Here is a 12,049-nt window from a genome sequence, read left to right as displayed (position 1 = left end):
CGAGCATGATGCTTCTCCAGGTTCCAGAGAGGCGGGGCTCGAAGGTGCGGCGCGGGACCGCCACCGGCACCACGTCGCTCCGGAAGTCGGCAGCGTGGCCTCTGCGTGGGCAGGACGCTCACCACGCGAGTGGTGAAGACTGGACAGATGCGTCACGAACCCGGCGGACTCCTGTTCATCACGCTCGGTCTCGCACTTGTCGCCGCCGGCTTCGTCTGGCGGGGACGTGTCCTGCGCCCCCTCTCGCGGAAACGGGCCCAAGCGGCTGCGGTTCGGGAGCGATCCAGGAGCCTGCTGCGTTCTGCGGACATGGCGATCGCCGAAGCGCGCCGCCGGGCTGCACGCGGCGAACCCGCCATCGTCACGGTCACGGACGTCACCAGGGTGGCGTATCGGCACTACGCGCTCGACGTGAAGCGCGAGGAAGCAGCTGCCGCCCTCCGCCAGCGCTACGAGGCCGCCGACTGCCGGGTGGACTGCATGACAGACGCTTTCAACTGACTGCTTTCGGACGGCTCTCTGAGCGGGCGGCGCAGTGCCGCGGAGGCGGACGTCGCTCACGAGTTCTGGCAGCGTCCCCCTGCGTTGATGCCCTACCCAATGCGGTCGAGGAAGTCGAGGACCCGATGGTTGACCTGCGTTGCGGCCTGTTCGTCGTAGGAAGGCAGGCTGCTGTCGGTGAACAGGTGTCTGTCGCCGGGGTAGAAAAAGAGCTCGGCATCCGCCACTGTTTCGACGAGCGCGAGGGCGGCGTCCGCATCACCCTCCCCGGCGAAGAACGGATCTGCGTCCATGCCGTGAATATGAACGGGAACGTCTCTAGGCCAGGTGGCGCCGAACTCCGAGACCGGGACGCATCCCTCGAGCAATGTGGCCCCCTTCGCCCCGGGGCGGGTCTGGGCCAGCTTCTGCGCCGGCAGGACGCCGAGCGAGAAGCCAACATAGATGAGCTCCGCCGGTAGCCCCTCGGTGGCGGCGGCTCCACGCGCGATGAGTGTGTCGAACCCGACGCTCTCGGCATAGGCGGCGCCCTCCTCGAGGCTGTCGAAGACCTGCCCTTCGTACAGATCTGGGGCGTGGACCGTATGTCCGGCCCTCCGCAACTGCTCGGCGAAACTGCGGATGCCGACGGTCAGCCCGTGTCCATGGTGGAAAACCAGTACCTCAGCCACGTTGCTCCTCTCGTACTGCGGTGCCCGGGTGGCGCCGCGGCACGAGTATGGGCCGCAGCACCTGGTGTCCGCCGCACCGAGTACGGCAACGGTCGCTTCCAGCCGGCCCGAGTCGCGGTGGAGTGCGGCACCTCCCGCCCGGCCGAAGCCGGGGGCATCCATGCAGGATCAGCAGATGGGGTGCGACCTCGGTGATCTTCGCTGAGGTGGACACAGTTGCGCGTGACCTGGTGCGCTGGTGTCCGGAGTGGGTAAGTTCACGACGGTGAATGCCCCGTACCGGTGACGAGGGGGCCACCGATGGTGCGCCAGTCGATGAGGCCGCGGCTCATGTTGACCGCGTCGAAGCCGAGTTCCACCAGCAGGTTCGCCGCACCGGCGGAGCGGATACCGCCGGTGCAGAAGGTGACGAGCAGGCGGTCGTCGGGCAACTCCACGCAGCGTTCGGGCAGCACTTCGAGCGGCATGTGAACGGCATGCGGGATGTGCACACGATGCCACTCGAACGCGCGGCGGACGTCCACGACGAGCGCGCCGTCCTCGACTAGGCGGACGGCCTGGGCGGCACTGATCGCGGGCGCCCGCCGGAAGTAGTGCCGGAGACTCATGCGGCCAATGCCTTCCGTCGCATGCGGTCACGGTGAGTGATCCACCCGACGCCGGGTCGGACACGCTGCCCGCGCTGGCACGGAGCGGCCGCGGCATTCGTCCGGCACGCCAGCAGTCGCGGTGCAGTGAGCGGAACGACGGCATCAGTGGGCAGGGTTGAGACGGTCACGACACCTCACTAGGTCCATGGCTGGACGGCTCGCAGTCGCGGGTGGCGTTTCAGCCGGGCTCACCGCGTCGGTCAGGGCACGGTCCTGGCGGGGCAGGATCAGCAGGACCAGGACCCCGGCGGCCACCGCGGTCAGCACGATCGAGGTGATCAGCCAGGTGTCGCCGAGGACGCCGAGACTGCTGGCTTTGGCGAAGCCGAAGACGGGGGCCGCGATGCCGATGCCGGCGTAGACCCTGCAGATGCGGTGCAGTGTCTGCTGGATCGCGCGGATGCCGTCCCGGTCACCGGTGGTACGGCGCAGTGTCGCGGGGAACATGCTCGCCGCTACGGCTACGGGGCCGACGGCCAGAATGGCGGCCAGGACATGCAAGGACAGCAGGACCTTGGTCACGCCGGGTGCTCCACGGCCGTCCGACGCTCGCCGGTGACCTTAGACGCCGGGAGGCGTCCGGCCTTGGATGTGCCCTCGAGTGTGTAGCCGTCCACGGTCACGTCGAAGACCAGGTTGAGCCGCAGGGGCTGCGTGATGGTCTGCTTCCAGGTGAGCCGGCTGCCGTCGAGGACGATGTCCCTGAGAGGTACCTCCTCGCCGGTGCCCTGCGCGACGCCGGTCAGGGTGCCGTCGTCCTGCCTGCGCAGTTCCACCACGGCCTTCATCTTGCCGAGGGGGGTGAACAGGGACAGGTTCCAGATGCCTTCGACAAGCATGATGCTGGTCCTTGCTGTGATGCGTTACAGACGCGGGGGGCGGGCCCACGGCGGTGGCTGCCGGGCCGGGGGTCAGTGGGTGAGGGGAGTGAGGCCCTCGGCACGCCAGACGGTGCCGCGGCGCTCGTAGGCGAAGAGTTCCTCGACGGCGTGTGCGATGCGCGGGCCGGCCTCACGTTCCAGCAGGTACAGGCCGAGGTCGAGGCCAGAGGTGACGCCCGCGCCGGTGATCAGGTCGCCGTCGTCGACGACACGGGCGCGCACCGCGCGTGCTCCGGTGGCGTCCAGCATGTCCAGGCCCAGATGGTGCGTGGTGGCGTGGCGCTCCTCCAGCAGGCCGGCCATGGCCAGGACGAGTGAGCCGCCGCAGACGGTGGCCACGGTCACGTCCGGATCGTCCATCGCCTGCTTCAGGAGCGCGGGCAGCTCGGTGGTCAGCGTGCGGCCGAGAAGCACGGGGATGAACTCGTCCTGCTTCCACTCTCCGCTCCCCGCCTCCTCCTGCGGAACCTCGCCGGGCTCACCCACGCGGCCGGAGGCGCCGGGCACCACGATCATGTCCGCCCGCTGCGGGTCGAGAGCGGCGGTCGCCCGCAGCACCAGCCCGCCGGTGCCGCTGACCACCTCGCGGGGCCCCTGCGCGCAGGCCAGTTCCACGCTTACCGCGCCCTGCGTGGCAACGCCGCCGGCATACAGCACCTCGTAGGGGGCGATGACATCGAGCGGATCGAAGCCGTCGAACAGGACGATCTGGACGTGCATGGGTCGTTCCTCCGGGACCGGGGTGGCTGTCGTTGGGGAAGTCAACCGGCTGCGGGCTCGATCGCCCAGTGGCAGGAGTGACACACTTCAACGGGGAATTGCCATACCCTTCCGCAGGCTTCAGCACTGTTGTCACCTGGGCACACCGGCATATGGGGCCGGGGTTCGCCGTGTTTCGATCAGGTAGGTTCCCGCCATGCACACCGTCGCCGTCCTCGCTCTGGACCAGGTGATTCCGTTCGACCTGTCCACGCCGATCGAGGTGTTCACCCGGACCCGCCTGCCCGACGGGCGACCCGGCTATCAGGTGCGGGTCTGCGCAGAGCGCGACGAGATCGACGCCGGTGCCTTCTCCCTGCGCACGCCGTGGAGTCTCGAGGGTCTGAAGGATGCGGACACGATCGTCGTGCCGGGGATCGCCGACCCCACGGCTCCTCTCCCTCCTGCCGCACGCGATGCCCTGCGGTCGGCCGCCGCGTCCGGGACGCGGATCGCCTCGCTGTGTGTGGGCACGTTTCCCCTCGCGGCCACCGGACTTCTCGACGGGCTGCGCGTCACCACCCACTGGCGTGCGGCAGACCTGCTGGCCGCCCTGTACCCCGATGTCACCGTCGACGCGGACGTGCTCTATGTCGACAACGGCCAGTTCCTCACCTCAGCAGGCGCAGCCGCCGGCCTGGACCTGTGCCTGCACATGATCCGTCGGGACTACGGATCGGCCGTCGCCGCCGATGCCGCCCGCCTGTCCGTGATGCCACTCGAACGCGAGGGCGGGCAGGCCCAGTTCATCGTTCACGACCATGTGCTCGCCCCGCAGGGGACCGAACTGGAGACGCTGCTGTCCTGGCTGCGGGAGAACCTCGCCCGCGACCTCACCCTTGGCGACATCGCCTCGCAGTGTGGAACCAGCACCCGCACCCTGATCCGGCGCTTTCGCAACCAGACCGGCACCACCCCGCTGCAGTGGCTTCACCGGGCTCGCATCCGCCAGGCACAGCACTTGCTGGAGACCACCGAGCACTCCATCGAGCGCATCGGCCACCAGGTCGGATTCGGCTCGCCCACCACCTTCCGCGACCGCTTCAAGCGCACCACCGGCGTCAGCCCACAAACCTATCGGCGGACCTTCAGCTGACTTCCACGCTGACTTGAACGGGCACCCGTGAGACGCCCTGGACCAACCACGTAAACCCGTCGGGTCACCCGGGAGCGGAAGTGCGGCAGATCGTTTCGATCGTCGTGGGGCGGGGTGATCGTGTGCTGGCGGCGCGGTCGGGACTGGCGGTTCATCCCTCTGGATCGTGATGAGAGCCGAGTCCGGGGCGGCACTGAACGACTGCCTTGGCCGGCCGAGCTGCCACCGGACGAGGTCGCTCAGCGGGTCGCAGAACTGTTCGGAGAGGGGCCCCGGCGTGAGGCCGAGACCGACAACTCGGCTCACTGAGTCAGCCGGTGCCGTTATGGCGACGCTCAGTTCGCCGTACTGGGAGTGAAGGGGCCAGAGGGGGCGGTCTTGTTGTCCAGATCAGAGGTGGACGTCGGCCCAGGCGAGGACCGTGTCCGGGCGACATCGTTACGTCATGCTGAAGAGTGATCAGCTCACGCGATATTTGCCGAGCACGTGCAACACCCCTGCGAGTAGGAACTTTCCGCGGCCGCCCAACACCCCGTGGATCTCGACGTAGACGTCTCTCGAATCCGGCACTGCCGCGATCCGTAGGGTGAGCGAACGCCGGCCTGCCAGCCGGTGGCTGTACCACGTATCACGCTCGATGTCCGTTCCCGGCAGAGCCGCATCGACGATCTCCCATTCGGAGTCCTCGAAGTCGTGCTCGGCGAAGTGCGCCAACACCTCGCACAGCGGCCGTAGGTTTTCGCCGGGGATCCGCCGCTTGTCCATGGCGCGGGTCTCGCCGACCGAATGGGCGTGGACACCGTCCCAGACTCCCAGGCGTACGAGGCGGCGCTGGCGGCCCCTTTCGATCCGGGCGAACATCGCCAGCAATCCGCCGAGCAGCATTCCGATGCCCAACGCGGGTAGAACGCCTCCCTCGAGGAGGATGATGAAGAGGCCCCACCACACGATCCCTGCCACAAGCCAGACGACGAATGGCCGTCTTGCTGCGAACATCTGCGATCTGGTCGGAGGTCGTTGACCTCCGAGGGCGCGGTCGAAAGCCCAGTAGGCACGCGCCAGATCCTCACCTTTGACCGGCATGGCGGGATCGTAGCCCTCTTGGCTACGGAAGCGGGCCCCGGCCTGCACCCGCTCTTCCACCCCACCACGAGCAGCCCTGACTGCCGCACCGCCGGTGTCCGATTCGCTATGCCGGCGAAGAAGGATTCTCCGCAGCTGGGGGGGCCGGTGGAAGCGGGCGGGCCCGTGGAGGCCGGTGTATGCCTGCGGTGGTGTTGTCCGGCAGGTGCGATGTCGGTCACTTGATCAGTGGGGTCCCGGTAGTGGTGCGGTGAGCACACTAGTTTTGGCATGTTCATAGACGGACGCAGGTCGCCGCAGCTGCGCACCTGTGTCGGGGGGCCTGTGCGGCTCCGGGGAGATGGGGCTGTGCCGTGAGGGCTGATCAGTACAAGAGCGCGAGGCCTGATGCCGGTACGCGGCCGAAGCGGCGGGGGAATCGTATCGCTGTGCTCGTCGCCGCTCTGGCGGTCGTGGCCGTGGGCGGGTGGGCACTGTGGTCCTTCCTCATGCCCATGTATCAGGGCCGTGATGACCCGTACTCCGTGCTGCCCCGCAGTGAGGCCCTACTCGGCGGCGAAGACCAGGAGACCCGCAGGCTGAGCGGTGTTCTGCACCAGCAGGCCGAGACCCATTCGCCTGGTAGCAGTTGGGCGCGCTGGACGTCGAACGGTATGGGTGATGTCCAGCTGGAGGTGAGGTACGAGCTGCACACCGCGACTGCCGGCGCCTCGGGGCGGGCGGTGGCCGCTGCCTGGCTGGACGATCGGATCGCCCATGCCGAGGAGCACTTCGTGAAGGTCGTCGAGGTTCCCCGTCTTGGGGACGCTGCGGTGGAGACGTGGACGGTGGCGGGCTACGAGGTGTCCGTCCGCAGCGGTAACGCGACGGTCCACCTCACGTACGGCGCCTACGGGGTGAGGAACGGCACGGACGAGCAGAAGCAGTTGCAGAAGACGGCCCGCCGGGTGGCCGCACTTGCCGTCGAGGAGATCGAGGAGGCGAACGCCCGGACGTCCTGACGGAGGATCTCGCATGACATGAGCGGCCGCCCGGTCGGCCTCCGCCTCCGCTTGGGGTCAGGCACCGACGAGATGGTCCTGCCCGTCGTACTCGCCTGCTGTTGACGGGCGCACGCAAGTGCTTCTCCTGGAGGGACTACCGGATCTGCTGGTGCGGGCCCACGTCCCGCTCGGCGGTCCGATGGTGGTTGTCCGGGAGAACCTCAACACCCAATCTCGCGGCAGGACTGAGCCAGTACGAGGCGACCGCGACTGCCTCACCACCGTCCGGCTCCCGTCCTGTGCCACCGCCCCCCGAACCCGGTCGAGGCCGTCTGGTCGCTCGTAGGCATCGCCATGGCCGGCAACGCCTTCGACACGTCCGACGACCTCGACCGCGCGCTCCGGTACGAGTGACGCAGAAATGCGGCTCGAGCCCCACCTCGTCGGCGGCTGTCTGGCCGCCACCGGTGACCCGTCCTCGCGTTGTCGAGGGCCGCCCTCCGCGGGCACGCGCGCGCCGGGCGTCAGAGTGCGAGTTTGGCCTCGTAGTCGACGCCGGGCAGGCTCTGCGCCCCCGCGCCCCAGACCTGGTCGTACCAGGACTGCTCTCCTCGCAGGTGGTACAGCAACCATGCGGTCGTCATCCCGCGGGTCAGCCGCAACTGTTCCTGGCGGGAGACGGCCCCGCTGTCGCAGCCGAGGCCGCCGCTGTCCATGAAGCCGCAGTGGAAGCCGCCATGGACGGTGCGTAGTTGGGTGGGGGCGGGCTTGGCGGCGTAGATCTTGCGCTGGTGCTGCTCCGGGCGCGCGATGGTGTCGTCGCTGCCGGCCAGGAACTGCGCCGGTGCGGCCAGTTGTGCGGCGGCCGTCGCGGCGGAGGGGTTCGTCTCGGCGGCGGCCAGCAGGGAGAGGGTCGTGACGGCGGGATTGCGCTGCGCGGCGAGGATTGCGGAGCCCGCCCCCATCGAGTGCCCGGAGAGGGCCAACTGCCGTGTTGCCACGGCGTTTTCGAAGAGAGAGCCGTCGGTGCCGTTCTGGGCCATCAGCCATGTGAGCGCGGCGTTCAGGTCGTCCGCGAAGCGGGAGTGATGGGGGAACGGGCCGCCGTGCGAGGTGGGCGCGACACTGATCAGCCCCCAGGAGGCGTAGTGCCGTACCAGGGACTCGTACTTCGAGACGCCCTGCAGGAATCCGTGGCCGAAGGCCAGGGCCGGGTGGGCGCCGGAGGCGACCGGCTTGTCCTTACCGGCCGCGCTGCCCGGGTACCAGACGCGGGCCGTGAAGGACCGCCCGGCGGCCTCGACGCGGACCTCGGAGTACGCGACCGGGTGTGGCCCCGGAGCAGAGGGGTCGGCGGAAGGATGAGCCGGGGCGGAGCCTGCGGGTTGCACGGATACCAGCGCAGCCGTCAGGAGGCAGGTGACGCTGACAAGGAGCCGTAAGAAGGCGCGGGGCATGGCAGTGTCTCCCCTTCGGGTCGGTGAGAGCACACATTAAGCAAAGCTTGGTGCGTGCATGACAACAAGTCACCGTGCCACGGCACCGCAAGCAGCGCACGGGGTGACGCCCTGTCCATTTTCTGACGGAGTGTCACCTGATCGGGCTGGCGCTCGAAAGGGGCTTTGCTGGTGGAGCAGTAATCGCGGCTCACCGTTCGCCCCGCTCCCGGCACCGACTCCGTCTTCACCTGCGCCCTTGGGCTTGCCCGCCCTGTGGGTGGCTGCGGCCGTTCACGCTGGCATCGTGCGCACCAGCGTCGCCGGTGCTCGGGCCTTGGCCGCAGCCATCACGTGCGCCGTCACGGCCTACCACTCGAAGAAGCGGGGCCGTTGAGGTCGGCGAGGAGGGCGGCAAACCGACGCGCGGAGCCTTGGCAGGACCTGTCGCTGCCACTCCGTTGTTGTGGTGGTGGGTGGTGGGTGGTGGGTGGTGGGGTTATTGTGGGGGGTTGCCGTGTTTGCGGGTGGGGTGGTCGGCGTGTTTGGTGCGGAGCATGGTGAGTGAGTCGATGAGGGTTTGGCGGGTGTGGGTGGGGTCGATGACGTCGTCGATGAGGCCGCGTTCGGCTGCGTAGTAGGGGTGCATGAGTTCGGTTTTGTATTGCTTGACGAGTTCGGCCCGTGTGGTGTCGGGGTCGTGGGCTTCGGTGATGTGGCGGCGGAAGATGATGTTGGCGGCGCCTTCGGCGCCCATGACGGCGATTTCGTTGGTGGGCCAGGCGTAGGTGAGGTCGGCGCCGATGGTGTGGGAGTCCATGACGATGTAGGCGCCGCCGTAGGCTTTGCGCAGGACGAGGCTGATGCGTGGGACGGTGGCGTTGCAGTAGGCGTAGAGGAGTTTGGCGCCGTGGCGGATGATGCCGCCGTGTTCCTGGTCGACGCCGGGTAGGAAGCCGGGGACGTCCAGGAGGGTGATGATGGGGATGCTGAAGGCGTCGCACATCTGCACGAAGCGGGCGGCTTTTTCGCTGGCGTGGATGTCCAGGACGCCGGCGAGTACGCGGGGTTGGTTGGCGACGATGCCGACGACCTGCCCGCCGAGGCGGGTCAGGGCGCAGATGATGTTGGGTGCCCAGCGTTCGTGGATTTCGATGTATTCGCCGTCGTCGACGATCTCCTCGATGACGTCGGTCATGTCGTAGGGCTGGTTGCCGTCGGCCGGGACGAGGTCGGTGAGGGTGTCGCAGCGGCGGTCGTGGGGGTCGTGGCAGGGCGCCGCGGGGGGGTTTTCGCGGTTGTTCTGTGGGAGCAGGGACAGCAGGTAGCGGACTTCGTTGAGGCAGGTGGGTTCGTCGTCGTAGGCGAAGTGGCACACGCCGGAGGTTTCGGCGTGGACGTCGGCGCCGCCCAGGTGGTTGTGGGTGATCTCCTCGCCGGTGACCGCTTTGACGACGTCGGGGCCGGTGATGAACATCTGGGAGGTGTCGCGGACCATGAAGACGAAGTCGGTCAGGGCGGGGGAGTAGGCGGCACCTCCGGCGCAGGGGCCGAGCATCACCGAGATCTGGGGGATGACGCCGGAGGCTTTGGTGTTGCGTTTGAAGATGCCGCCGTAGCCGGCGAGTGCGGTGACGCCTTCCTGGATGCGGGCGCCGGCGCCGTCGTTGAGGGAGATCAGTGGGGCTCCGGCGGCGAGGGCCATGTCCATGATCTTGTGGATCTTGGTGGCGTGGGCTTCGCCCAGTGCGCCGCCGAAGATGCGGAAGTCGTGGGCGTAGACGAAGACCGTGCGGCCTTCGACCGTGCCCCAGCCGGTGATCACGCCGTCGGTGTGCGGTTTCTTGGTCTCCAGGCCGAAGCCGGTGGCCCGGTGCCGGCGCAGCTGCTCGACCTCGCGGAAGGAGCCCGCGTCCAGGAGGAGGTCGATGCGCTCGCGTGCGGTGAGTTTGCCTTTGGCGTGCTGGGCGGCCGTGGCCTTCTCGCTGGGGCCGGCCAGCACCTGGCGGCGCAGCGTGGCCAGTTCCTCGACCTGGGACCTCATGTCTCCCCCTGGGTGGAACGGGACGTCAGTTGCCGAGTCGGCGCGATGCGTTCATCTGGAGCACGGCGAAGGCCGCGACGACGGCTGCCTGCAGCGGGGTCCAGACCGTGCCGACGGTGTTGGGGTCCAGCCAGCCGAAGACCACGGCGGCCACGCTGGCGATAGCCCACAGCAGGTTGGCCTCGATGACCGCCTTGGTGGCCGCGGTGGAGGGCACCGGGCGGCTGGCCAGCACGGCGACCAGCACGCCGTAGACGGTGAGGAAGGCGCCGATGCCGCGCAGGAAGCCGGCATCGAGGTCCAGCAGGTCTCCCACGGGGCCGGCGGCGAGCAGGTAGATGAGGCCGTTGCCGCCGGTGACGACGGCGTCGAGGCCGAGGAAGAGGCGTAACGGACGCGCGGCCTGCTCGCGCCCCTGGGTCGTCACGGCGCGGGCCGGCGACTGGCTCGTGGTCATGTGCTTTCTCCAAAGGTCGGGGGGGTTGCACTTTTTCGGTCCGGATCGTCGCAGGCGGTGCTGACCGGCGCCTGACGTGCCGCTTACGCGATGCGGGGGGGCCGCACGGGGGGGTCAGGTGAGCTGGAGCAGGGGGGCGCGCACGTCGCCGGTCAGGGCCGGGTCGTGGGAGAGGATGGCGCTCTCGACGCGCCGCAGTGCGGGGGAGGGCTCGATGCCGAGTTCGTCGGCGAGGTGGCGGCGCATGCGGCGGAAGGCGTCCAGGGCGTCGGCCTGGCGGCCCGCGCAGTACAGGGCGATCATCAGCTGCTCGCAGAAGCGTTCCCTGAGCGGATGGCTGGTGTGGGTCTCGGCGAGTTCGGCCAGGACGGCGGCGTGCCGGCCCAGCCGCAGCTCGGCGTCGAAGCGCAGCTCCATGGCCCGCATGCGGTACTCCTCGTAGCGGGCGCCGGCGAGCTGGCACAGGGTCCCGCCGGTGAAGCCGCCGAAGACCGGCCCCCGCCAGGTGGCAAGGGCCTGCCTCAGTAACCGGGCCGTCTCCTCCAGCGAGCCCGAGCCCAGCGTCTCGGCGCGGCGCACCGTGCTGACGAACTCGGCGGCATCCAGCTCCCCCTGGTTGACCGTCAGGCGGTAGCCCGAGGGGTGGATGGTGAGGCGTGAGGTGGTGCGCTCGGGCTCCAGGCCGCGCAGCTTGCGGCGCAGCCGGCTGACGTGGGCCTGCAGGGCGTTGGCCTGGTTGTCCGGAGCGCCCTCGCCCCACATCTCCTCGATCAGCGCCTCACCGGAGACCGACTGGCCCTCGCTGACCAGCAGCGTCTGGATCAGGGTCCGTTGCAGATCGCCGGAGATCTCGGCCGGTCCCGACGCGGTGCGGATCTGCAGTGCCCCGAGGATGGAGAACCTCAGCATGTTTCCCCCTTGGCGATCAGTGCGGCAGCGAGTGGTCCGGGGGGCCGGTCGCGGCGGTCCGTCGCTGCGGCCGGGGCCGCGTGGCGCTCTTCCCGGCCGGCGTCCGTCCCGGGGTTTCCTCCCGACTGCATCCTGACACAGAATAATTCCTTTGGGAAGGTATTTTTCTGCTGAACGAGCCCGAAGGAGGCCGGCAAGGATCCTGACCTGCGCGGTTGCCGGACAGCACAACCCAAGCGGAACGAGGGCCGGCGGGGGAGAGGGGCATGCCTGCGTCCCGGCGCACCGCCCGGTGCCGGGCGGTACGCCGGGACGCGTGGGTCCGCCGACGCGGGGGATCACCGGCGGTGCGTGCGGCACCAGGGCCGCGCGGGCCGGTGGGGCGGGAGCGCGCGGCCCTCGTGCCGGGGGGCGCATACGGCGAGCGGAGAGGGCAGGATTCGAACCTGCGTGGGCCTTTGGCTGGGCCCGACCGTGGGAATTGCTTCCCGGTCCCCGTTGAGCCGCTCCGGGCACCTCTCCTGGTGTCGGCCGGTGGTGCGTGGCCGGTGTTGTGCGCGGAGAGGGCAGGATTCGAAC

13 protein-coding genes and 1 pseudogene are annotated in these 12,049 nt (G+C 69.1%); 3 read left to right on the top strand and 11 right to left on the bottom strand.

Annotated features, from left to right (window positions below; genetic code table 11):
* Nucleotides 1–147 precede the first annotated feature (147 nt).
* Complete coding sequence (locus ACFYWG_RS00825) at nt 148–501, top strand: hypothetical protein (protein ID WP_376328413.1); 354 nt, start codon at nt 148–150, stop codon at nt 499–501.
* Nucleotides 502–593: 92 nt separating this feature from the next.
* Here the strand turns inward: ACFYWG_RS00825 and ACFYWG_RS00820 are convergent, their stop codons facing one another.
* From ACFYWG_RS00820 to ACFYWG_RS00800, 5 genes are all read right to left on the bottom strand, one after another.
* Nucleotides 594–1,172: a dienelactone hydrolase family protein gene (locus tag ACFYWG_RS00820; protein ID WP_389198355.1), complete on the bottom strand. Its 579-nt coding sequence runs from the start codon at nt 1,170–1,172 to the stop codon at nt 594–596.
* 257 nt (nt 1,173–1,429) lie between these two features.
* Nucleotides 1,430–1,780, bottom strand: coding sequence for a rhodanese-like domain-containing protein (locus ACFYWG_RS00815; protein ID WP_389198353.1), 351 nt, complete (start codon nt 1,778–1,780; stop codon nt 1,430–1,432).
* 144 nt (nt 1,781–1,924) lie between these two features.
* Complete coding sequence (locus ACFYWG_RS00810; protein WP_389198352.1) at nt 1,925–2,344, bottom strand: hypothetical protein; 420 nt, start codon at nt 2,342–2,344, stop codon at nt 1,925–1,927.
* Nucleotides 2,341–2,661 carry a hypothetical protein gene (locus ACFYWG_RS00805; protein WP_389198350.1) on the bottom strand — a complete coding sequence of 107 codons (321 nt, stop codon included), beginning with the start codon at nt 2,659–2,661 and terminating at the stop codon, nt 2,341–2,343. Before ACFYWG_RS00805 ends, ACFYWG_RS00810 begins: the two co-directional genes overlap by 4 nt.
* A 72-nt stretch (nt 2,662–2,733) precedes the next feature.
* The gene (locus ACFYWG_RS00800; protein WP_389198347.1) at nt 2,734–3,423 is read right to left on the bottom strand and encodes a DJ-1/PfpI family protein; all 690 of its coding nucleotides are present in this window, start codon (nt 3,421–3,423) and stop codon (nt 2,734–2,736) included.
* 196 nt (nt 3,424–3,619) lie between these two features.
* On the opposite strand from ACFYWG_RS00800, the gene ACFYWG_RS00795 reads away from it, so the two are divergent.
* A complete protein-coding gene (locus ACFYWG_RS00795) occupies nt 3,620–4,558 on the top strand; it encodes a GlxA family transcriptional regulator (protein ID WP_389198345.1) in 939 nt (312 codons plus the stop codon).
* A gap of 459 nt (nt 4,559–5,017) precedes the next feature.
* Here ACFYWG_RS00795 and ACFYWG_RS00790 read toward each other — a convergent pair whose 3' ends face one another.
* Entirely contained in the window at nt 5,018–5,641 is a 624-nt protein-coding gene (locus ACFYWG_RS00790; RefSeq protein ID WP_389198343.1) for a hypothetical protein, read from the bottom strand.
* A 428-nt stretch (nt 5,642–6,069) separates the two neighbouring features.
* Between ACFYWG_RS00790 and ACFYWG_RS00785 the strand changes: the two genes are divergently transcribed.
* A complete protein-coding gene (locus ACFYWG_RS00785) occupies nt 6,070–6,642 on the top strand; it encodes a hypothetical protein (protein ID WP_389198341.1) in 573 nt (190 codons plus the stop codon).
* Between the two features lie 506 nt (nt 6,643–7,148).
* Here ACFYWG_RS00785 and ACFYWG_RS00780 read toward each other — a convergent pair.
* The 5 genes and pseudogenes from ACFYWG_RS00780 to ACFYWG_RS00760 all read right to left on the bottom strand — a co-directional run bounded on the left by ACFYWG_RS00780 (nt 7,149) and on the right by ACFYWG_RS00760 (nt 11,992).
* Complete coding sequence (locus ACFYWG_RS00780) at nt 7,149–8,015, bottom strand: alpha/beta hydrolase family protein (protein ID WP_389198339.1); 867 nt, start codon at nt 8,013–8,015, stop codon at nt 7,149–7,151.
* Nucleotides 8,016–8,559: 544 nt separating this feature from the next.
* Entirely contained in the window at nt 8,560–10,104 is a 1,545-nt protein-coding gene (locus tag ACFYWG_RS00775) for an acyl-CoA carboxylase subunit beta (RefSeq protein WP_389198337.1), read from the bottom strand.
* A 25-nt stretch (nt 10,105–10,129) separates the two neighbouring features.
* Nucleotides 10,130–10,561, bottom strand: coding sequence for a hypothetical protein (locus ACFYWG_RS00770; RefSeq protein ID WP_383511284.1), 432 nt, complete (start codon nt 10,559–10,561; stop codon nt 10,130–10,132).
* A gap of 114 nt (nt 10,562–10,675) precedes the next feature.
* Nucleotides 10,676–11,470, bottom strand: coding sequence for a BTAD domain-containing putative transcriptional regulator (locus ACFYWG_RS00765; RefSeq protein WP_376328387.1), 795 nt, complete (start codon nt 11,468–11,470; stop codon nt 10,676–10,678).
* Between the two features lie 425 nt (nt 11,471–11,895).
* Nucleotides 11,896–11,992: pseudogene (locus tag ACFYWG_RS00760) on the bottom strand.
* Between the last annotated feature and the right edge of the window lie 57 nt (nt 11,993–12,049).

The sequence above is a fragment of the Streptomyces sp. NPDC003456 genome, from assembly GCF_042878735.1.
Classification (GTDB): Bacteria; Actinomycetota; Actinomycetes; order Streptomycetales; family Streptomycetaceae; genus Streptomyces.
The sequence above is the reverse complement of the archived record's forward strand: the minus strand, read 5'-3'. Positions and strand labels throughout refer to the sequence as shown.